Source organism: Blastococcus sp. SYSU DS0753, from assembly GCF_054051175.1.
Genome location: NZ_JBJHAT010000005.1, coordinates 21048 through 42477, shown reverse-complemented (window position 1 = coordinate 42477; position 21430 = coordinate 21048). Strand labels below are relative to the sequence as shown.

Below are 21430 nucleotides of genomic sequence, written 5' to 3'. Positions count from 1 at the left end.
CCTCACTGCTTCATGGCGGCGAGCTGGATCAGGTTGCCGCAGGTGTCGTCGAGGACGGCGGTGACCACCGGCCCGAGGTCGGTGGCGTCCTGGGTGAACTCCACACCCAGGCCCTTCAGCCGCTCGACCTCGGCGTGCACGTCGTCGACGGCGAACTGGGTGAACGGGATGCCGTCGGCGACCAGCGCCTCCTTGAGCGGGCGTGCCGCGGGGTGGCCGTCGGGCTCCAGCAGCAGCTCGACGCCGTCCGGGTCGGCGGGCGAGACCACGGTGAGCCAGCGCGCCTCGCCGGCGGGCACGTCGGTCTTCCTCACGAACCCCAGCTTCTCGGTGTAGAAGGCGAGCGCCTTCTCCTGGTCGTCGACCCACACGCTGGTGAGGTGGATGCGCATCACGGTGTCGGTTCCTCTCGCTGGATCGGCCACCGCTCGACGATCGAGCGCAGCGGGCCCGTGTCGAGGTGGTGGAACTTGTACCGGCCCTGCCGCCGGGTGCGCACCAGACCGGCCTGCTCCAGCACCGCGAGGTGCTGGGAGATGGCCTGGCGCGAGGAGGCCAGCCCGTGCTTCATGGCCAGCCGGCCGCAGATCTCGAACAGCGTCTGACCGTCCCGGTCGTGCAGCTCGTCGAGGATCGTGCGTCGGGTCGCGTCACCGAGCGCCTTGAACAGCTCCGGGTCCGTGTCCACGGCTCAGTATCAGGCAAGTGCGCACTTGCCTGTCAAGAGGTTTCGTCGTCCGTGCCGGTACGGGGCGTCAGGGACGCGGGAGCGCCAGGGGCACGGGACGCTTGGGCGCCCGGCCGTCACCGGAGGACCGGCCGCGCAGCCGCCGGCCGATCCAGGGGGCCACGAAGCCGCGCACCCAGGCCGCCTCCTCGGCCAGGGCCGCCCGCAGCTCGCGCGGCGGCTGCGGCGGGAGCGGGGTGCGCCAGTCCTCGCCGTCGGCCCCGGGAAGGCCCAGCGCCGCAGCGGCGGCCAGCGCCATCCGGCGGTGCCCCTCGTCCGTCAGGTGGATGCGGTCGGTGTCCCAGAGCCGGAAGTCCTGGAGCCACTGCGCCCCCCACTGGTCCAGGACGACGGCGCCCTGGCGGGTGGCGATCGACCAGATGTTGGCGTTGAAGACGGCGATCTTGCCGCGGACCCGCCGCAGGATCGGGGTGTTGCGGGTGTCGACCGCGGTGGCCAGCAGCACGTCGGCGCCCGCGGCGCGGAGGCGGACGACGGCCGCCTCCAGAGTGGCGGCGAGCTGGTCCGGGTCGGCGCCGGGACGCATCAGGTCGTTCCCGCCGGCGACCAGGCTGACCAGGTCCGGCTCGGCCTCGAGCGCCACCGGCACCTGCTCGTCGACGACCTGGTGCAGCAGCCGGCCCCGGATCGCCAGGTTCGCGTACTCGACGTCGGCGTGCGGCGCCGCGGCCACGAGGTGCTCGGCCAGCCGGTCGGCCCAGCCGCGGAACTCCCCCGGACGCCCGGGGTCGGGATCGCTCAACCCCTCGGTGAACGAGTCGCCGAGAGCGATGTAGCGGTGCCAGGGTGAACGCGACGAACGGTCGAACTGCACGACGCAACTCCAGCACGCGCGCCGGCGTCGCCGTCGCGGGGGTGCGGCCGCCGCGACCTCCCGCCCCTGCACCGCGGTCGCGAGCCCAGCCGTACGCGCACGGGGCGGTGGCCACGGGGCTGGGGTGACGGGCCGCTCAGCCGCGGTAGGTCTCCAGCAGCCGCAGCCAGATCTCGCTGATCGTCGGGTAGGCCGGAACGGCGTGCCAGAGCCGGGCGATCGGCACCTCGCCGACGACGGCGATCGTCGCCGCGTGCAGCAGCTCGGCGACCGCCGGGCCGACGAAGGTCACACCCAGCAGCACCTCGCGCTCGGTGTCGACCACCGCGATCGCCGTCCCGGTGTAGCCGTCGGCGAACACCGAGGCGCCCGCGACGCTGCCGATCGGGTACTCGACGACGCGGTGCGGCAGCCCCGCCTCCTGCGCCTGCGCGGCGGTGCGCCCCACGCTGGCCACCTGCGGATCGGTGAAGACCACCGACGGCGTCGCGACGTCGTCCGCGGTGTCGACGAACGGCGACCACGGGGAGGTGTCCACCTGCTCGCCGCGGGCCCGTGCGACGATCGCCGCCCCTGCCTGGCGGGCCTGGTACTTGCCCATGTGGGTGAGCTGCTGCCGGCCGTTGACGTCGCCGACGCCGTAGAGCCAGGGCACCCCCTCGACCTGCAGCGTGGCGTCGACGGGCAGGTACTCCCCCGGCTCCAGCCCGACGGTCTCCACCCCGAGGTCGGTGGTGCGCCCGGCCCGGCCGATCGCGACCAGCACCTCGTCCCCGCGGACCTCGCCGTCCGCCGTCGTCAGCACGACCTCGGTGCCGTCGCGGCGGGCGGCGGTGACCTCCGTGCCCAGCCGCACGTCCACGCCGGCTTCCCGCAGCGCGCCGGCGACGGCGTCCCCCGCCTGCGGCTCCAGCCGCGGCAGCAGGCGGTCGCCGCGCTGCAGGACGGTGACCTGCGAGCCCAGCGCCTGCCAGGCCGTGGCCATCTCGCAGCCGACGTAGCCGCCACCGAGCACGAGCAGCCGGCCCGGCGCCTCCTTGGCGCTGGTGGCCTCGCGCGGGCCCCACGGGTCGACGTCGGCCAGCCCCTCGATCGGCGGGGTCGCCGCCGCAGACCCGGTGCACACGGCGACCGCGTGGCGGGCCGTCAGTCGGATCGCGGTCCCGTCCTCGGCGGTGACGACGACAGTCCGCTCGCCGTCGAGCCGGCCGGCGCCCCGCAGCAGGTCGATGCCGGCGCCCTGCACCCACTCGACCTGGCCCGAGTCGTCCCAGTGGGAGGTGAAGGAGTCGCGGCGGGCGAGGGTGGCCGCCACGTCCTGGTCACCGGTGACCGCCTGGCGGGCGCCGTCGACGGCGCGCGCCTCGGCCAGCACCTCGGTGCCGCGCAGCAGCGCCTTGCTCGGCATGCACGCCCAGTACGAGCACTCGCCGCCCACCAGCTCCGGTTCCACCAGGACGGCCGACAGGCCGCCCCGGACGACGATGTCGGCGACGTTCTCCCCGGTGGACCCGGCCCCCAGGACGACGACGTCGTAGGTCCGCTCCGCTGCATCGCTCACCGGCTCATCCTGGTCATGTGGTCGACTGGCCGCCATGCCGGTCGACGCCCGCGAGTTCACCGCCGCCCTGGCCCAGTACGCCGCCGGGGTGTGCCTGCTGACCGTGCAGGACGACATCGACGACGTCGGGACGACGGTCAGCTCGGTCATGAGCGTCTCGGCCGCCCCCCCGCTGGTCGCCGTCGGCCTGACCGCGGGCGGCTACCCCGCCGAGGTGCTGGAGGCGGTCGGCCGCTGCGCGCTGACCGTGCTGGCCGCGCCGCACGCCATCGTGGCCTCCCGGTTCGCCTCGGCGGGGCGGCCCAGCGCGCGGCACCTGCTGGAGACCGTGCCCTGGACCCGGGCCGCCGGCAGCGGCGCCATCGTCCTGAGCGAGGCGCCGGCCGCCCTGGACTGCCGCCTGGAACGGCTGGTCGAGGCCGGCGACCACGTGCTGGCGCTGCTGACCGTGGACGACGTGCCGGTGCTCAACCCTGACGCCCGCCCGCTGCTGCGACTGCGCGGGCGGTTCGTCGACGAGACGGGGGCCGCCGCCGGGCGCGGTTGAGCGACTGGTCGGAGGTCTCCGGGGCCGGTTGTCACATCCGCGGGCCCGGCGGTGCTATCCGTACATGGACCTCGTACGGCACGGACGGCCGGCACCGGCAGCCGTCCTGACTTTTCCCGGCGCGCTCGGCCGGGTCGGAGGGGCGGGCAGCGTGCCGGCAGCAGCGACCCGCGGTGCGGTGCGGCCCGACCTCGAGGAGGTCTTCCGCCGCGACTACCAGCGGGTCGTCGGGGTCGCCGCGAGGGTGCTCGGTTCCCGCGACCAGGCGGAGGACGTGGCGCAGGAGGTGTTCCTGTCCTTCGGCCGCTCGTCCGTGCCCGCGGCCGAGGCCGCCGGCTGGCTGTCGGTCGCCGCCGCGCACACCGCGCTGAACCTGATCCGCTCGGGTCGCCGCCGCGCCGCCCGGGAGGAGACGGTGGCCTCGGCCGCCGACCCCACCACCCCCGACGTGGCCGACGCGGTCCTCACCCTCGAGGACCGCAGCCGCGTCCGGGCGGCCCTCGCCCGGCTCCCCCGCACGCAGGCGACCGCGCTCGTGCTGCGCCACAGCGGCCTGAGCTACGCCGAGGTCGCCACCGCACTCGATCTGTCCCCCGGCAGCGTCGGCACCACCGTCCGCCGCGCCGAAGCCGCACTTCGCAAGGAGCTGAACCGCCATGCGTCATCCGAATGAGGGCGTCCTCCGCCGGCTGATCGACGAGCCGGCCGGGGTCTCCGACGCCGACCGCGCGCACGTCGCCGGCTGCCCGGTCTGCCTGCGCGCCCTCGACGACGCCCGCGCGGACGCGCAGCTGGTCGGTGCGGCGCTCGGCGGGTCCGATACCGCCTCCGGCGCCGTCGACACCGACGCCGCGTGGGCCCGGTTCTCGGCCGCCTCGGCCCCGTCGACCGTGACCGCCTTCCGCCCGGCGCGCACCGCCGGCCGCAACCGCTGGGGCACGGCCGTCCGCCGTCCCGCCGTGGCGGCGCTCGGCGCGGTGGTCCTGCTGACCGGCGCCGGGGTCGCGGCCGCGAACGACTGGCTGCCGATCTTCCAGACCGAGCGCGTCGACCCGGTCGAGGTGAGCGCCACCGACCTGGTGCAGATCCCGGACCTCTCCGCCTACGGCGACCTCGAGTTCGCCGAGGAGCCCGCGCCGGAGCCGGTGACCGACGCCGAGGCGGCGCGGGAGCGCACCGGCCTCACCGTCCCGGAGGTCGCCGAGCTGCCCGCGGGCGTGACCGGCGAGCCTGCCTACCTGGCGGCCGACGTGGCCCGCGCGACGTTCACCTTCTCCGCCGCCAAGGCCGCGCAGGCCGCGGCCGCCGAGGGCGAGGTCCTGCCTCCCCCGCCGCCCGGGCTCGACGGCGCCCAGCTGCGGCTGGAGGCCGGCCCCGGGGTCGCGGCGGTGTGGTCGCAGCCGACCGGCGTGCCCAGCCTCGTCGTCGCCCGGGCGAACGCGCCGACGGTGCTCTCCTCGGGGGTGCCGTTCGAGACGGTCCGCGACTACCTGCTGTCGCTGCCCGGCCTCCCCGACGGCCTGGCCGACCAGCTGCGCGACCTCTCCACCGACGCCGCGACGCTGCCGCTGCCGGTTCCCGCGGAGATGGTGACCAGCTCGACGGCCGACGTCGACGGGGCGGAGGCGACGGTGCTCACCTCCCGCAACGGGCTCTTCGCCGGCGTGGTCTGGGTGGAGGACGGCGTGATGACCGGCGTCGCCGGAACGCTCAGCGCCGACGAGCTCCTCGACGTCGCCCGTGACCTCCGCTGACGCCGCTACCGTCCGCGGGGTGACCTCGAACGCTCCCGCGGCGGGCGGGCTCGACGGCCTGCCGCCGTCGCCGGCGGTCTGGTGCTCCGGGCTGCGCAAGCGGTACGGACGCCGGACCGCCGTCGACGACGTCTCCTTCACCGTCGGCCGCGGCGAGGTCGTCGGCCTGCTCGGCCCCAACGGCGCCGGGAAGACCAGCGTCATCAAGATGCTGCTCGGCCTCGTGCGACCGGACGCCGGTGAGGTGCTGCTGCTCGGCCGGCCCGCGTCGGACCCGCGCAGCCGCAGCGCCGTCGGGTACCTCCCCGAGCTGTTCCGCTACCAGCCGTGGCTGACCGCGGCGGAGGTGCTCGACCTGCACGTGAAGCTGGCCCGCCTCGACGTCCCCGCCGAGGAGCGCCGCGCGTGCCTGGCGGCGGTCGGGCTGGCCGAGCGGAGCGGCGACCGCGTGGGGAGCTTCTCCAAGGGCATGCAGCAGCGGCTGGGGCTGGCGGTCGCCCTGGTCGCCCGGCCGCAGCTGGTCGTCCTCGACGAGCCCACCAGCGCGCTGGACCCGCTGGGCCGGGTGGACGTCCGCGACCTCGTGCTGGCGCTGAAGTCCCGCGGCGTCGCCGTCCTGCTCAACTCGCACCTGATCGGCGAGGTGGAGCGGGTGTGCGACCGGGTGGTGATCCTCGACAAGGGCCAGGTGGCGGCGTCGGGCACGCTCGCCGAGCTGCTCGGCCAGCGCGAGGTCCGGCTGCGGCTGGCCGACGTCGACGAGCGGGTCGAGCAGCGGCTCCGGGCGGCCGGCTCGCTGACCCGCAGCGGTGACTGGTTCACCGTCGCCCTGGCGTCCGAGGACGACGGCGTCACCGTGCCCGACCTGGTGCGCGACCTCGTCGGGCTCGGGGTCCGGGTGCACGCGGTCGAACCGGTGCGGATCAGCCTCGAGGAGCGGCTGCTCGCCGTCCTCCGGCACGACGAACCCATGCACCAGGAGCCGGCCCCGTGACCGTGCTGACGATCGCCGGCCTCACCCTGCGCGAGGCGTTCCGGCGCAAGGTCGTCTGGGCGCTGCTGATCCTGACCGTGGCGCTGCTCGCGCTCAGCGGCTGGGGCTTCTCCAGGCTCATCGGCCTGGACACCGAGCTCGGCACGCTCACCAGCGGCGAGGCCCGACTGGTCGCCTCCATGCTGATCAACCTGATCATGTTCGGCTTCAGTTTGATCGCGGCGATCGGCACCGCGTTCCTCGCCGGGCCCACGCTCGCCGGCGAGGTCGAGTCGGGCCAGGCGCTGGCGATGCTCGCCCGGCCGGTCCGCCGCTCGTCGATCCTGCTCGGGAAGTGGCTCGGCCTGCTCACCTTCGGCTGCGGGTACGTGGTGCTGGCCGGCCTGGCGCAGCTGCTCATCGTGCGCGGGGTGGTCGGCTACTGGCCGCCGTCACCCGCGGCAGGGCTCGCGCTGCTGGCGGCCGAGACGATCGTGCTGCTGACGCTGGCGCTGCTGCTCTCCAGCGTCGTCTCGCCGATGGCCTCCGGCATCATCGCCGTCGGGCTCTTCGGCGCCACCTGGGTCGCGGGCGTCGTCGGCGGCATCGGCGGCGCGCTGGGCAACGAGGGTGTGGAGCGGGTCGGCAGCGTCTCGCGGGTGCTGCTGCCCACCGACGGCCTGTGGCGCGGCGCCATGAACGCCTTCCAGGACCCGTCGGCGCTCGTCCAGCTGGGCCCCGAGGGCGGTTTCCCGTTCCTGGCCGATGCGCCCCTCACGCCGGTCTACCTGGCGTGGGCCGCGGTGTGGACCGCGGTGATCCTCGGGCTGACCGCGATGTCCTTCCAGCGCCGCGACGTCTGAGCAGTCCCACGACGGGACCACCGGATCACCCGCGCAAGCCAGTGCCTTGCCCACGCCTGTGGGCAGGGCACTAGCTCGCGCGGAAGGCCCCCCGGCCGGGGCGGCCCGACACCTCGTGGCCGGCGGGGCTAGCGTCGGACGCGCTATGAGCGCTGTGCCTGCACCCACCGAGTCCGCCGTCCGCCGCGCCCTGGTTCGCGCCGAGCGGGGCGTGACCCTGGACGCGACCGAGGCGGAGACCCTCCTGCACGCCCGCGGCCTGGGCGACGGGGAGCCGCTGGACCGGCTGCTCACCGCTGCCGGCCGGGTGCGCGACGCGGGGCTGACCAGCGCCGGGCGGCCCGGCGTCGTCACGTACAGCCGCAAGGTGTTCATCCCGCTCACCCACCTGTGCCGCGACCGCTGCCACTACTGCACGTTCGTCACCACGCCGGGGCAGCTGCGCGCCGATGGCAAGGCCCCCTACCTCTCCCCCGACGAGGTGCTCGACATCGCCCGCGCCGGCGCGGCACTGGGCTGCAAGGAGGCGCTGTTCACCCTCGGCGACCGCCCGGAGGACCGCTGGCCGGTCGCGCGCGAGTGGCTGGAGGCGCACGGCTTCGACTCGACGCTGGGCTACCTGCGCGCCATGGCGATCCGGGTGCTCGAGGAGACCGGGCTGCTCCCCCACCTCAACCCCGGCGTGCTGTCGTGGGAGGAGATCCAGCGACTCAAGCCCGTGTCGGCGTCGATGGGCATGATGCTGGAGACGACGGCGACCCGGCTCTGGTCCGAGAAGGGCGGCCCGCACTACGGCAGCCCCGACAAGGAGCCCGCCGTCCGGCTGCGGGTGCTGGAGGACGCCGGGCGCTCCGCCGTCCCCTTCACCACCGGCGTGCTGCTGGGCATCGGCGAGGACTACACCGAGCGGGTCGACGCCATCGGCGCGATCCGGGCCGCGGCGGCGCGGCACGGGCACGTGCAGGAGGTGATCGTCCAGAACTTCCGCGCCAAGCCGCGCACCGCGATGGCCGCGCACGACGACCTGGAGCTGCAGGAGTACGTCGCCGCGGTCGCCGTCACCCGGCTGCTGCTCGGCCCGAAGGCCCGCGTGCAGGCACCGCCGAACCTCAGCGACTCCACCGAGCTCGGGCTGCTGCTGCGCGCCGGCGTCGACGACTGGGGCGGCGTTTCCCCGCTGACCCCGGACCACGTGAACCCCGAGCGGCCGTGGCCGAACATCGACAAGCTGGCGGCGCTCACCGCCGAGGCGGGGTTCGAGCTGCGCGAGCGGCTGGCCGCCCAGCCGGGCTACGTGCTGCAGCCCGAGCCGTGGCTGGACCCGCGAGTGCGCCCGCACGTCGCCGCGCTGGCCGGGCCGGACGGGCTGGCCGTCGAGGGGCGCCTGCCGGCGGGCCTGCCGTGGCAGGAGCCCGACGAGTCGTGGACCTCCTCCGGCCGGGTGGACCTGCACGTCGAGGTGGACACCGTCGGGCGGACGACGGACCGGCGCAGCGACTTCGACGCCGTCTACGGCGACTGGTCGGAGCTGCGCGACCGCACGACGGCCGCACGGGACGGCCGCTCCACCGCGCTGGCCGCGGGCGACCGGGAGGTGCTCGCCGCGCTGCTGCACGCCGAGCAGGACCCGGCCGGACTCACCGACGCCGAGTACCTGGCGCTGCTGGGCGCCGACGGCACCGACCTCGAGAACCTCTGCGCGCTCGCCGACGCCGTCCGCGCCGACGTCAACGGCGACGACGTCACCTACGTCGTGAACCGGAACATCAACTTCACCAACGTCTGCTACACCGGCTGCCGCTTCTGCGCCTTCGCCCAGCGGCGCACCGACGCCGACGCCTACACGCTGTCGATGGAGCAGGTCGGCGACCGGGTGGACGAGGCGTGGGCCGCCGGCGCGACCGAGATCTGCATGCAGGGCGGCATCCACCCCGACCTGCCGGGCACCGCCTACTTCGACCTGGCGCGCGAGGTGAAGCGGCGGCAGCCGGGCATCCACCTGCACGCGTTCTCACCCATGGAGATCGTCAACGGGGCGGCGCGCACCGGGCTGTCGTTCCGCGAGTTCCTCACCGGGCTGAAGGAGGCCGGGCTGGACTCGATCCCCGGCACGGCGGCGGAGATCCTCGACGACGACGTCCGATGGGTGCTGACCAAGGGCAAGCTGCCGACAGCGACCTGGCTGGAGATCATCGGGACGGCGCACGAGGTCGGCATCCCCACGACGTCGACGATGATGTACGGCCACGTCGACACCCCGGCGCACTGGGTCGGGCACCTGCGCACGCTGTCCGCGCTCCAGGACCGCACCGGCGGGTTCACCGAGTTCGTGCTCCTGCCCTTCGTGCACCACAACTCGCCCATCTACCTGGCCGGCGTCGCCCGCCCGGGGCCGACGGTGCGGGAGAACCGGGCGGTGCACGCGGTCGCGCGGCTGCTGCTGCACGGCCGGATCGGCAACATCCAGACCTCGTGGGTGAAGCTCGGCGACACCGGCACCCAGGCGGTGCTGCAGGGCGGGGCGAACGACCTCGGCGGCACGCTGATGGAGGAGACGATCAGCCGGATGGCCGGCAGCGAGAACGGCTCGCTGAAGACCATCGCCGAGCTGGAGGCGATGGCCGCCGCGATCGGCCGGCCCGCCCGCCAGCGCACCACCGAGTACGGCACGCCCTCGGCCGAGCGGATCGCCACCGCCCGCTCCGAGGAAGGCCGCGCCCGGCTCACCCTGTCGATCAGCCCGAGCTGAGCGGCGGGCGGCGGGGTTCCCCGCCACCCGCCTGCTCCGGGGCTACATCGTGTTGACGATCAGCCCGATGTGGGTGAAGTAGTTGAGCGCGCCGAAGAGCAGGAAGGCCAGGCCAGCAAGGCCCCACGCGGCGCTGACGACGGTCGCCACCGCCCCGACGCGGCGGGCGCGGAGCGCGAGCGGGAAGAGCACCGCACCCACCCCCACGAGGACGTAGAGCCCGGAGATGAAGACCGCCTCGACCATCGGGTGGTCGGCGAACTGACCGGAGATGGGCTCCTCCGGCGGCGCGGCGAACAGCGTGTAGCGGACCCCGGCGGCGGCGATGCCGAAGGAGGCCAGGCCCATGCCGACCACGAAGACCGACACGGGCAGGTAGGCCCGGCTGAAGGCCGCGAGCGCGTCCGGCGCCTCGCGGAGCGCCGTCCCCCGGCGCCACAGGTGCACCGCAGCGACCAGCATGAGGACCCCGAACGCGAGGGCCGGCTCCCCGAAGATGATGTTGTCGAAGGGGAAGTCGGGCGCCAGCGGCCAGGTCAGCGTCATGTGGGCGCCGGTGAGCGTGAGGATCAGCCCCAGCACCGCGAAGGCGAGCGCGTACCCCTCGGTGGGGGCCTCGCGCGGGTCCTTGAGCAGCTGGCGGCCGAGCAGCACCACCAGCAGCAGCCCTGCTCCCGCCGCCACGGACATGATCGTGTTGTAGGTGGGGAGCTGTTCCCAGTCGATGGTCAGCGTTCTTCCTCCCGGTCGGGGAGGCCGGCCCCGGCTGCTGGGGGCCGGCCGTGGGCGATGGGTGCACCAGGCAACCGTCCACCTCCCTAACCAGCGAGGACACCGGGAAACGATCTCCGCTGAACAAGATCGCTAGGGTCTCGCCCGTGCGCCTCGCCGCGGTCTCGGATATCCACGGCAACCTCCTTGCGCTGGAGGCGGTGCTCGCCGACCTCGCGCAGCGATCGGTGGACGTCGTGGTCAACCTCGGCGACCTGCTGTCGGGCGCCGTGCAGCCACGCGAGACCGCCGACCGGCTGGTGGAGCTCGGCCTGCCCACCGTCCGCGGGAACCACGAGCGCCAGCTGCTGACGTTCCCCCGTGCCCGCATGGGCGCCTCCGACCGGCTGGCGCACGACACCATCACCGACGCCCACCGGCGGTGGATGGCCGGTCTGCCGCTCACCCTCGCTCCGGCGCCGGGTGTCCTGGCCTTCCACGGCTCCCCCACCGACGACCTGGTCTACCTGCTGGACACCGTGACCCCGGACGGGGCGTGCCCGGCCACGGAGGCCGAGGTCCTCGACCGGCTCGGCGGCTCCGCCACGACCCCGCTGCTGCTGTGCGGGCACACCGACCTGCAGCGGGTGGTGCGGCTGCCGACCGGTGCCGTCGTCGTCAACCCGGGCAGCGTCGGCTGGCCCGCCTACGCCGACGACCACCCCTACCCGCATGTCATGGAGTCCGGGACCCCGCACGCCCGGTACGCCATCGCCGACGACTCGGGCGGGCAGTGGTCGACCGAGTTCCACGCCGTCGAGTACGACTGGGATCAGGCAGCGGCGCTCGCCGCGGCCAACGGCCGACCGGACGTCGCCAGGCAGCTGCGCACCGGCCGCGGCTGAGGACCGGCGGACCCGGGGGGGCGCCGGCGCCCGCAGCACCGAGCACCTCGACTGGTCTTCGGTCGGTGGCCCGATCGACCTATGGCCGATGTGCCGGCGGTCCCTGCGGCGGTTGGCTGTCCGGCGTGAGCAGCACCGACCGCCCCCGCGCCCGCTGGCGCCCCGTCCTGTCCTGGCTCGTCGGGTTCCTGACGCTCTACCAGGGCGTGGTGCCGCTGATCGTGCGGCCGCTGTTCGAGGCCGACCAGCGCTTCGCCGTCGCGCTCGCCCTGCCGTCGCCGTGGTGGTGGCTGGCCTGCGTGGGGATCATCGTCCTCGGGGTGGGTCTGCTGGCCCTGCTGCACCGGGGCGAGGAGCCCCCGCCGGCGGCCGCGCAGCCGGAGAAGCCTCGGGAGGAGACGGGCACCGAGCGCTACGACGTCCTGAGCGCTCTGGTGCTGCTCGCCGGCATCTACAACGGCCTCGCGCCGTTCGTCAGCCGCCTGCTCTTCGACGGCGAGCTGTTCCTCGCCTTCACCCTCCGCCTGCCGGCGCCGTGGTGGTGGATCGCCTCGCTCGCCGTCCTGGTGCTGACCGTCGTGCTGCTCGCGGCGATCGACCGGGTGAAGGAGCGGGCCACCGGCAGCCGGTAGCCGGTGGCCTCACCCCTCCCCGCACCGCCTGGGGTCAGCGGCTGGTACCACCGGTGGTCGGGTCGTCGTCCCGGCGTCCGGCGGCCGTGGCGCCCTGGGTGGTGTCCCCGACCTCGGATCCCTCGAGCCGCGCGTCGGCCGCCGGCACCTCCTCGACGACTGTCACCGGCGGCGAGGCAGGCACCTGGCGCGACTGCTCGGTCTCCGAATCGCTCGTCGAGGTCCTGGAACCGGCCACGGCCGCACCGGCGGCAGCCACCCCGGCCACCGCGGCGGCGCCGGCGGCGACGCCCTTCGCCGAGAGCCCGGCCTTGCCGCTGTCGCCGCGCGAGAGAGCCGCGTCCTCGACGCCGGGCGTGCCGGCGCGGACGCCGTGCTCGATCGACCCGCGCCACGCACCGCTGGCGTAGCCCGCGTCCTCGATGAGGGACTTGAACCGCTGCAGGTCCGACTTCACCTGGTGGCCGACGATGCCGAGCTTGTCGCCGGCCTGCTCCACCACGCCCTCCGGCTCGTACTCCAGGCTCAGGTGGACGATCGTGGAGCCGGGACCGGCGGGTTCGAACCGGACGGCGCCGGCGTTGGTCGCGCCGTCCGTCGCCGCCCAGGCGATCTTCTGGTCGGGGACCTGCTCGAGGATCGCCGCATCCCACTCCCGCCGCACCCCGGCGATCTCGGCCACCCAGTGCAGCCGCCGGTCACCGCGCTGCTGGACCTCCTTGACGCCACTCATGAAGTGGGGGAAGTCCTCGAACTGCGTCCACTGGTCGTACGCCGTGCGTACTGGGACGTCGACCTGGATCGACTGCTCGACCTTGGTGCTCATCGTCGGTTGCTCCTCCGTCGTGGGACCTGCTCCGGCCCACCACCTACCCCGTCACGTGGTCGATGCACCTGTCGCCGCCCCCGGCGGACCCGGCGCCGACGGCTAGCCTCGGGCCATGGGCTACTTCGGCACGCTGGTGTACAGCGAGGGGCGCTGGCGCACGGGACGGCCGACCGCGGTGCCGTTCCTGATGGTCGACGTGCACGACAGCGACATCGCGACCGTCGACTACCGGGCGGCCGACGCGACCGGTGGCCGCTTCTTCCTCGGCTACGAGCCGCGCGTGTACTTCGACGAGCCGGATGCCTCCGCCCCCGTGGACGTCGACGCCGAGGCCGAGGGCTTCGCCCGGTGGGTGCGCGACGCCGTCGGCACCGAGGTCGAGCCGGCCGAGGTGCGTCGGCTGATGGCCTCCCCCGGCGGCGTGCCCCCGACAGACGAGGTGGTCGAGCAGACCGTCGAGCGGCTGCTGGCCGTCTCGGGCCTGCCGATCCCCGAGTGGCCCACCGACGACGACGCGCCGCCCGGCTGAGCCCGCGCACCACCTCCCGGCGCCGTGCCGAGTGAGCCGCCCCTCGTCGGGTAGGAGCCGCGGCGTGCGAGCGATCTCCTACAGCGAACCCGGTGGCCCCGACGTCCTCCAGTTGATCGACCGGCCGGTGCCCGACCCCGGCCCGGGCGAGGTGCGCGTCCGCGTCGCGTTCTCCGGCGTCAACCCCACCGACTGGAAGTCCCGCAGCGCGGCGCAGCCCGGCCCGGACGGCCAGGTGCCGAACCAGGACGGCTCGGGCACCGTCGACGCCGTCGGCCAGGGCGTGGACCCGGCCATGCTCGGCCAGCGGGTGTGGATCTGGGAGGCGGCGTGGCAGCGGCCGTGGGGCACCGCCGCCGAGTTCACCGTCGTCCCGGCCCGGCACGTCGTCCTGCTCGGCGCGGACCCGTCCTTCGAGCTGGGTGCGGCCCTGGGCATCCCCTTCCTCACCGCCCACCGCTGCCTGACCGTCGCCGAGTCGCTGCCCGACCGGCTGGGCCCCGGCTCGCTCACCGGGCACACCGTGCTGGTGCAGGGCGGCGCGGGCGCCGTCGGCAACGCGGCGATCCAGCTGGCCCGCTGGTCCGACGCCACCGTGATCGCCACGGTCAGCAGCCCCCGCAAGGCGCAGCTGGCCGCGGCCGCCGGCGCCGACCACGTCGTGAACTACAAGGACCAGGACGTCGTCGCCGAGGTGCGGAAGATCGCGCCGAAGGGCGTCGACGCGATCGTGGAGGTGTCGGCCGCGGTGAACGCGCCGGTCGACGCCCAGGTGATCGGGATGCACGGCGCGGTCGCCATGTACGCCGACGACGGAGGCGCGGAGGTGACCGTGCCGGTGCGCGCGCAGATGGGACCGAACGCCCGCTGGCAGTTCGTGCTCGTCTACACCGAACCCGAGCGGGCCAAGGTGCTCGGCATCGAGGATGTCTCCACCGCCGTCGCCGACGGCGCCATCCGGGTCGGGGACGACGCCGGGCTGCCGCTGCACCTCTTCCCGCTGGCCGAGACCGCAGGCGCCCACCAGGCGGTGCAGGACGGCGCCGTCGGCAAGGTGCTGATCGACGTCACGGCGTGAGCGGGTGGCGGGCGGCGGGCGGGCGCCCGGATAGCGTGACCCCGGTGACCGACTCCCCCGCGCGCCCGCCGTCCCCGCTGGACCAGCTCGCCGACGGCTTCGTCGAGAGCTACGCCGCGGCGCAGCCGGTGGTCGCCACCTACATCGGGGTGCCCGGCCACGACGACCGGTGGCCGGACCTGAGCACCGACGGGCACGCCGCCCACGCCGAGCTGCTGCGGCGCACGCGCGCGCAGGCCGACGCGCTGGAACCGGTCGACCGGCGCGACGAGATCGCCCGCAGCGCCATGCTGGAGCGGCTCGGCGCCGAACTGGACCGCTACGACGCCGGCTACGCGCAGGCCGACCTGAACACGGTGGACAGCCCTCTGCAGGGCTTCCGCGAGGTCTTCGACCTGATGCCCACCGCGACCGACGAGGACTGGTCCGCGGTCGCGGTGCGGCTCGCCGCGATGCCCAAGGCCCTGCTGGGGTACGCGCGGGGGCTGGACGACGCCGCCGACCGGGGCCGGGTCTCGGCCGCTCGCCAGGTCCGGCTGGCGGCGGAGCGGGCGCGGCAGTGGGCCGGGACGCCGGAGCGCCCCGGCTTCTTCACCCGGCTGGCGCGCGAGGCCCCGGCCGACCCCCGCAGCGCGCTGGGCCGCGACCTGGCCGACGGCGCCGAGCGGGCGTCGGGCGCCCTGCTCGGGTTCGCCGGGCACCTCGAGCGGGTGCTGCTGCCGCTGGCGCCGGACGCCGACGGCGTGGGCCGTGACCGGTACCTGGTCGAGTCCCGCTACCACACCGGCGCGCGGCTGGACCTCGACGAGACCTACGACTGGGGCTGGGCGGAGCTGGCCCGCATCGTCGCCGAGAAGGAGCGCCTCGCCGAGGAGATCGCCCCCGGGCAGGGGGTGGCCGGCGCGATGGCGGTGCTCGACGCCGACCCGGCGCGGATCCTCCGCGGTCGGGAGGCGCTCCAGGCCTGGCTGCAGGAGACCGCCGACCGCGCGGTGGCCGCGCTGGACGGGGTCCACTTCGACATCCCCGAGCCGGTGCGCCGCATCGAGGGCCGGCTCACCCCCACCGCCGGCGAGGGCGTGTACTACACCGCGCCCAGCGAGGACTTCAGCCGGCCGGGCCGGATGTGGTGGTCCCTGCCCGAGGGCGTCGAGGACATGACGACCTGGCGGGAGGCCACGACGGTCTACCACGAGGGCGTGCCCGGCCACCACCTGCAGATCGGGCAGACGGTCCACGACGCCCAGCGGCTCAACCGCTGGCAGCGACTGCTCTGCTCCTGCTCGGGGAACGCCGAGGGGTGGGCCCTCTACGCCGAGCGGCTGATGGGCGAGCTCGGGTTCCTCGAGGACCCGGGCGACCGGCTCGGGATGCTCGACGCCCAGGAGCTGCGGGCGGCGCGGGTCGTGCTGGACATCGGGCTGCACCTCGACCTGCCGATCCCCGCCGGGGCGGCCGCCGGCTCGCGGTGGGACTACGACGTCGCGCTGGCGTTCCTCCGCCGGCACGTCAGCATGGAGGACGCGATGCGGGTCGACGAGCTGCACCGCTACCTCGGGTGGCCCGGGCAGGCGCCGGTCTACAAGGTGGGCGAGCGGGTGTTCCTCACCTGCCGCGAGGAGGCCCGACGGCGAGCCGGGGACGCCTTCGACCTGGCGCAGTGGCACCGCGACGTGCTGGCGCTCGGCCAGCTCGGGCTCGACCCGCTGGCCGCCGAGCTCGCCCGCCGCTGAGTCCGGCGGGTCGACTCCCGCGGGTGTGCGCTCGTCGGGGCTACGGGCACCTCGATCACCCCGGGAAGCGCACACCCGCGCGTCCGGCGTCGGATCAGCCGACGCCGAGGTCTCGGGCGATCAGCATCCGCTGCACCTCGCTGGTGCCCTCGCCGATCTCCAGGATCTTCGCGTCGCGGTAGAACCGGCCCACCGGGAACTCGTTCATGAAGCCGTACCCGCCGTGCACCTGGGTCGCGTAGCGGGCGTTGTCCATCGCCACCTCGGAGCTGTACAGCTTCGCGATCGAGGCCTCGCGCTTGAACGGCTCGCCGCGCAGCATCTTCTCCGCCGCCCGGTAGTAGGCCAGCCGCGCGGTGGAGGCCCGCACCTCCATGTCGGCGATCATGAACTGGACCGCCTGGTTGCGGCCGATCGGCTGCCCGAACGCCTCCCGCTCCCCCGCGTACTTCACCGACTCGTCCACGCACCCCTGGGCCAGCCCGACCGAGAGCGCGGAGATCGCGATCCGGCCCTCGTCGAGGATGGAGAGGAACTGGGCGTAGCCGCGGCCGCGCTGCCCGACGAGGTTCTCCTCGGGCACCCGGCAGTCGTCGAAGGAGAGCTCCCGGGTGTCTGAGGCGTTCCAGCCGACCTTCGAGTACCGCTGCCCGACGGTGAACCCCGGCGTGCCCGAGGGCACGATGATCGCCGAGATCTCCTTCTTGCCGTCGGGCTTCGTGCCGGTCACCGCGGTCACCGTCACCAGCGACGTCAGGTCGGTGCCGGAGTTGGTGATGAAGGCCTTCGAGCCGTTGATCACCCAGTGCCCGTCCTCCAGGCGAGCCGTCGTGCGGGTGGCCCCGGCGTCCGAGCCGCCGCCGGGCTCGGTGAGGCCGAACGCACCCAGCGCCTCCCCGGTGCAGAGCCGGGGCAGCCACTCGCGCTTCTGCTCCTCGGTGCCGAACCGGTAGATCGGCATGGCGCCGAGCGAGACGCCCGCCTCCACGGTGATCGCCATGGAGCTGTCCACCCGGGCCAGCTCCTCCAGCGCCACGCAGAGGTCGAAGTAGGTGCCGCCCGCGCCGCCGTACTCCTCGGGGAACGGCAGGCCGAACAGCCCGAGCTCCCCCATCTGCCGCACGATGTCGGTCGGGAACTCGTCCCGCTCGTAGAAGTCCCCGATCTGCGGGGCGATGACCTCGCGGGCGAACTCCCGCACGGTCGTCCGCAGGGCTTCGGTCTCGTCGCTGAGCCGGTAGTCCAACATCAGTTCTCCTGCTGCTCGGGCCCGGCCACCGGGGTCACCAGCGCCAGCCGCTCGTCCAGCGCGACCGTCTGGCCCGCCGTCACTCCGAGCTCGGCCACCGTCCCCGCGATGGGGGCGGTGAGCACGTGCTCCATCTTCATCGCCTCGACGACGAGCAGCGGGGTGCCCGCCTCCACCTCGTCGCCGACCGCGGCCCGCACCACCGTCACCGTGCCCGGCATGGGCGAGGTGACGACGCCGTCGCCCCCGGCCGACCCGGCCGACGACGACAGCCGCTCGTGCTCCCGCAGCGCCGTCACGTGCCCGTCGGCGGCCAGCCACACCGTCCCGCCGGAGTGCACGACGGCGTAGCCGGCGGTCTGGTCGCCCACGGTCACGGTCAGCCGATCACCGTCCCGGATCGCCCGGGCCGGCACCACACCCCCCGCCACCTGGATCTCGGCGGCCGACGAACGGCCGCGCAGCCGCACCTCGACCGGCTCACCGCCGGCGGCCTGCAGACGGCGCACGGTCCACGCGGGCTCGCCCAGCCGCCAGCCGTCGGGCACGTCCCACCGGTCGACGACGGGGCTGGTCGGCTCGCTCTCGACGAGCAGCGCCAGGGCTGCCGCCGCGTAGGCGATGAACGGCACCGGGTCGGGGGTGGTCAGCGCGTCACCCCGCCGCTCGATCAGCCCGGTGTCGAGCGTCCCGGCGACGACGTCGTCATCGGTGAGCAGCGCCCGCAGGAAGGCGGCGTTGGTCGTCACCCCGAGGACGGCGGTGCGGCCGAGCGCGCCGACGAGCCGGGCCCGGGCGGTCTCCCGGTCCGGGCCCCAGGCGACGACCTTGGCCAGCATCGGGTCGTAGTCGGTGCCGACGACCGTGCCCACGGCCAGCGAGCTGTCCACCCGGATGCCGGCGCCGTCGGGCTCCACCAGCCCCAGCACCGTGCCGGCCTGCGGGAGGAAGCCGCGCGCCGGGTCCTCGGCGTAGAGCCGCCCCTCGATCGCGTGCCCGTCGAGGGAGACGTCGTCCTGGTCCACGGGCAACCGCTCGCCCGCCGCCACCCGCACCTGCAGCTCGACGAGGTCCAGGCCGGTGACGCACTCGGTGACGGGGTGCTCGACCTGCAGCCGGGTGTTCATCTCGAGGAAGAAGAAATCGCGCGGCCGGTCGGCGTCGACGATGAACTCGACCGTGCCGGCGCCGGTGTACCCGACGGCCTTCGCCGCCTCGACCGCCGCCCGGCCCATGGTGGCGCGCATGCCGGTGTCCAGCAGCGGCGACGGCGCCTCCTCGATCACCTTCTGGTGCCGGCGCTGGAGCGAGCACTCGCGCTCGCCGAGGTGGATGACGTTCCCGTGGGCGTCCCCCAGCACCTGCACCTCGATGTGCCGCGAGTTGCCGACGTAGCGCTCCACGAGCAGGGTGTCGTCGCCGAAGGAGCTCCTCGCCTCGCGGCGCGCCCCGGCGATCGCGTCGGACAGCTCGTCGGCGGAGCGGACGACCCGCATGCCCTTGCCGCCACCGCCCGCGCTCGGCTTGAGCAGCACCGGGAAGCCGACGGCGACGGCGGCGTCGGCGACCTCGGCGTCGGTCATCCCGGGCTCCGTGCGGCCCGGCACGACCGGGACCCCGGCGGCCATGACCGTCTGCTTGGCGCGGATCTTGTCGCCCATGGCCTCGATCGCGGCTACCGGCGGGCCGATGAAGACGATCCCCGCCTTCTCGCACGCGCGGGCGAACTCCACGTTCTCCGACAGGAAGCCGTAACCGGGGTGGATCGCCTGGGCGCCGGTGGCGGCCGCGGCCTGCAGCACCCGCTCGACCGACAGGTAGCTCTGCGCCGCAGGAGCCGGCCCGATGTGCACGGCGACGTCGGCCACGCGGGTGTGCAGCGCCCCGGCATCGGCGTCGCTGTAGACGGCGACCGACCGGATGCCCATCTCCCGCAGGGTGCGGATGACCCGGACGGCGATCTCGCCGCGGTTCGCGACCAGGACGGTGTCGAACATGCCTCGCCTCACTGCTCCCTCGCCGACGCTCTGACAGTGAGTGCGTGTGCACTCAGCGGACGAGCGCCGCCGAACCAGGGGGACTCGGTGCCGGGGTTCACGCCGGTCACATCCGGAAGACGCCGTAGCCGACGTCCTCGAGCGGCGCGTTGGCGCAGGCGGACAGGGCGAGGCCGAGCACGGTGCGGGTCTGGGCGGGGTCGATGACGCCGTCGTCCCAGAGCCGCGCCGTGGCGTAGTAGGGGTGGCCCTGGGACTCGTACTGGTCGCGGATCGGCGCCTTGAACGCCTCCTCCTCCTCGGCCGGCCACTCCTCCCCGCGGGCCTCGATGCCGTCCCGGCGGACCGTCGCCAGCACCGACGCCGCCTGCTCCCCGCCCATCACCGAGATGCGGGCGTTGGGCCAGGTGAACAGGAAGCGGGGCGAGTACGCCCGGCCGCACATCGAGTAGTTGCCGGCTCCGAACGAGCCGCCGATGACCACGGTCAGCTTCGGCACCCGGGCGCAGGCGACGGCGGTGACCATCTTGGCGCCGTGCTTGGCGATGCCGCCGGCCTCGTAGTCGCGGCCGACCATGAAGCCGGTGATGTTCTGCAGGAACAGCAGCGGGATCTTCCGGCGGTCGCACAGCTCGATGAAGTGCGCGCCCTTGAGTGCCGACTCGGCGAAGAGCACGCCGTTGTTGGCGACGATCCCGACGGGGTGCCCGTGCAGCCGGGCGAAGCCGGTGACCAGCGTCTGCCCGTAGAGCGGCTTGAACTCGGCGAACCGGCTGCCGTCGACCAGCCGGGCGATGACCTCGCGGACGTCGTAGGGGGTGCGCGGATCCGGCGGCACCACCTCGTAGATCGACTCCGGCGGGTGCTGCGGCTCCTCGACCGGCTCCAGGTCCCACGGCCGGGGCTCCCGCGGCCCGAGGGTGGACACGATCTGCCGGACGATCTGCAGGGCGTGCGCGTCGTCGTCGGCCAGGTGGTCGGTGACCCCGCTGACCCGGCTGTGCAGGTCTCCCCCGCCGAGCTCCTCGGCGGTGACCACCTCGCCGGTCGCGGCCTTCACCAGCGGCGGGCCGCCCAGGAAGATCGTGCCCTGCTCGCGGACGATCACCGCCTCGTCGCTCATCGCGGGCACGTACGCGCCCCCGGCGGTGCAGGAGCCCATCACCGCCGCGATCTGGGCGATGCCGGCCTTGGAGAGGTTCGCCTGGTTGTAGAAGATCCGGCCGAAGTGCTCGCGGTCGGGGAAGACCTCGTCCTGCATCGGGAGGAAGGCGCCGCCGGAGTCGACCAGGTAGATGCACGGCAGCCGGTTGTGCAGCGCCACCTCCTGGGCGCGCAGGTGCTTCTTCACCGTCATCGGGTAGTAGGTGCCGCCCTTGACAGTGGCGTCGTTGGCGACGACGACGCACTCGCGGCCGGAGACGCGGCCGATACCCGTGATGATCCCCGCCGCCGGCGCCTCGCCGCCGTAGAGGCCGTGCGCGGCCAGCGGCGACAGCTCGAGGAAGGGGCTCCCCGGGTCGAGCAGCGCGTCGACCCGCTCGCGGGGCAGCAGCTTTCCGCGAGCGGAGTGCCGCTCGCGGGCCCGCTCGCCGCCGCCGAGACCCACCGCGCGCAGCTGGCCGGCCAGATCGGCGACGAGCTCCGCGTGCGCCGCGGCGTTGCGGGCAGCGCCCGCCGGGTCGGCCGACAGGGCGTGGGAGAGCACCGGTGCGTCCACGGGGCAGAGGTTAACCACGGTTCACGGTGAGGTCCAGC

The 21430-nt window shown here is 74.5% G+C and carries 20 protein-coding genes; 11 read left to right on the top strand and 9 right to left on the bottom strand.

Annotated elements, in window-relative coordinates:
• Positions 1-2: 2 nt before the first annotated feature.
• From ACI799_RS06250 to ACI799_RS06235, 4 genes are all read right to left on the bottom strand, one after another.
• Complete coding sequence (locus ACI799_RS06250; RefSeq protein WP_456612641.1) at positions 3-392, bottom strand: VOC family protein; 390 nt, start codon at positions 390-392, stop codon at positions 3-5.
• Positions 392-688: an ArsR/SmtB family transcription factor gene (locus ACI799_RS06245; protein WP_456587710.1), complete on the bottom strand. Its 297-nt coding sequence runs from the start codon at positions 686-688 to the stop codon at positions 392-394. Before ACI799_RS06245 ends, ACI799_RS06250 begins: the two co-directional genes overlap by 1 nt.
• A gap of 67 nt (positions 689-755) precedes the next feature.
• Entirely contained in the window at positions 756-1562 is an 807-nt protein-coding gene (locus ACI799_RS06240; RefSeq protein WP_456612640.1) for an SGNH/GDSL hydrolase family protein, read from the bottom strand.
• Between the two features lie 136 nt (positions 1563-1698).
• Positions 1699-3123 (bottom strand): dihydrolipoyl dehydrogenase family protein, encoded by a 1425-nt coding sequence (locus ACI799_RS06235; RefSeq protein WP_456612639.1) that lies wholly within the window; start codon positions 3121-3123, stop codon positions 1699-1701.
• Between the two features lie 34 nt (positions 3124-3157).
• Here ACI799_RS06235 and ACI799_RS06230 point away from each other — a divergent pair, with 34 nt between their 5' ends.
• The 6 genes from ACI799_RS06230 (at position 3158) to ACI799_RS06205 (ending at position 10009) form a co-directional block, all read left to right on the top strand.
• Positions 3158-3670 carry a flavin reductase family protein gene (locus ACI799_RS06230; RefSeq protein WP_456612638.1) on the top strand — a complete coding sequence of 171 codons (513 nt, stop codon included), beginning with the start codon at positions 3158-3160 and terminating at the stop codon, positions 3668-3670.
• Between the two features lie 151 nt (positions 3671-3821).
• Positions 3822-4343 carry a sigma-70 family RNA polymerase sigma factor gene (locus tag ACI799_RS06225; protein WP_456599433.1) on the top strand — a complete coding sequence of 174 codons (522 nt, stop codon included), beginning with the start codon at positions 3822-3824 and terminating at the stop codon, positions 4341-4343.
• A complete protein-coding gene (locus ACI799_RS06220; protein ID WP_456612637.1) occupies positions 4327-5424 on the top strand; it encodes a hypothetical protein in 1098 nt (365 codons plus the stop codon). The genes ACI799_RS06225 and ACI799_RS06220 overlap by 17 nt, the downstream gene beginning before the upstream one ends.
• Before the next feature lie 19 nt (positions 5425-5443).
• Entirely contained in the window at positions 5444-6418 is a 975-nt protein-coding gene (locus tag ACI799_RS06215) for an ABC transporter ATP-binding protein (protein ID WP_456587716.1), read from the top strand.
• Entirely contained in the window at positions 6415-7260 is an 846-nt protein-coding gene (locus ACI799_RS06210) for an ABC transporter permease (RefSeq protein ID WP_456587717.1), read from the top strand. The genes ACI799_RS06215 and ACI799_RS06210 overlap by 4 nt, the downstream gene beginning before the upstream one ends.
• A gap of 145 nt (positions 7261-7405) precedes the next feature.
• Positions 7406-10009, top strand: a complete 2604-nt coding sequence (locus tag ACI799_RS06205; RefSeq protein ID WP_456612636.1) for a bifunctional FO biosynthesis protein CofGH — start codon at positions 7406-7408, stop codon at positions 10007-10009.
• Between the two features lie 42 nt (positions 10010-10051).
• Here the strand turns inward: ACI799_RS06205 and ACI799_RS06200 are convergent, their stop codons facing one another.
• Positions 10052-10699 carry a DUF981 family protein gene (locus ACI799_RS06200; RefSeq protein WP_456612635.1) on the bottom strand — a complete coding sequence of 216 codons (648 nt, stop codon included), beginning with the start codon at positions 10697-10699 and terminating at the stop codon, positions 10052-10054.
• A 188-nt stretch (positions 10700-10887) separates the two neighbouring features.
• On the opposite strand from ACI799_RS06200, the gene ACI799_RS06195 reads away from it, so the two are divergent.
• Together ACI799_RS06195 and ACI799_RS06190 are read left to right on the top strand one after the other, a co-directional pair.
• Positions 10888-11625, top strand: a complete 738-nt coding sequence (locus tag ACI799_RS06195) for a metallophosphoesterase family protein (RefSeq protein ID WP_456612634.1) — start codon at positions 10888-10890, stop codon at positions 11623-11625.
• A gap of 125 nt (positions 11626-11750) precedes the next feature.
• On the top strand, positions 11751-12257 hold the full coding sequence (locus ACI799_RS06190; RefSeq protein ID WP_456587721.1) for a hypothetical protein: 507 nt from the start codon (positions 11751-11753) through the stop codon (positions 12255-12257).
• A 34-nt stretch (positions 12258-12291) separates the two neighbouring features.
• Here ACI799_RS06190 and ACI799_RS06185 read toward each other — a convergent pair whose 3' ends face one another.
• On the bottom strand, positions 12292-13083 hold the full coding sequence (locus ACI799_RS06185; RefSeq protein ID WP_456612633.1) for an SRPBCC family protein: 792 nt from the start codon (positions 13081-13083) through the stop codon (positions 12292-12294).
• Positions 13084-13198: 115 nt separating this feature from the next.
• On the opposite strand from ACI799_RS06185, the gene ACI799_RS06180 reads away from it, so the two are divergent.
• From ACI799_RS06180 to ACI799_RS06170, 3 genes are all read left to right on the top strand, one after another.
• A complete protein-coding gene (locus ACI799_RS06180) occupies positions 13199-13615 on the top strand; it encodes a hypothetical protein (RefSeq protein WP_456587723.1) in 417 nt (138 codons plus the stop codon).
• Between the two features lie 64 nt (positions 13616-13679).
• Positions 13680-14693, top strand: a complete 1014-nt coding sequence (locus tag ACI799_RS06175) for an NADPH:quinone reductase (protein WP_456612632.1) — start codon at positions 13680-13682, stop codon at positions 14691-14693.
• Between the two features lie 44 nt (positions 14694-14737).
• Positions 14738-16426, top strand: coding sequence for a DUF885 domain-containing protein (locus ACI799_RS06170; protein ID WP_456587725.1), 1689 nt, complete (start codon positions 14738-14740; stop codon positions 16424-16426).
• A 94-nt stretch (positions 16427-16520) separates the two neighbouring features.
• Here ACI799_RS06170 and ACI799_RS06165 read toward each other — a convergent pair whose 3' ends face one another.
• The 3 genes from ACI799_RS06165 to ACI799_RS06155 form a co-directional block, all read right to left on the bottom strand.
• Positions 16521-17675, bottom strand: a complete 1155-nt coding sequence (locus ACI799_RS06165; protein ID WP_456612631.1) for an acyl-CoA dehydrogenase family protein — start codon at positions 17673-17675, stop codon at positions 16521-16523.
• Positions 17675-19672: an ATP-binding protein gene (locus tag ACI799_RS06160; RefSeq protein WP_456612630.1), complete on the bottom strand. Its 1998-nt coding sequence runs from the start codon at positions 19670-19672 to the stop codon at positions 17675-17677. The genes ACI799_RS06165 and ACI799_RS06160 overlap by 1 nt, the downstream gene beginning before the upstream one ends.
• Before the next feature lie 106 nt (positions 19673-19778).
• Positions 19779-21392, bottom strand: coding sequence for a carboxyl transferase domain-containing protein (locus tag ACI799_RS06155; protein ID WP_456612629.1), 1614 nt, complete (start codon positions 21390-21392; stop codon positions 19779-19781).
• Positions 21393-21430: the final 38 nt, after the last annotated feature.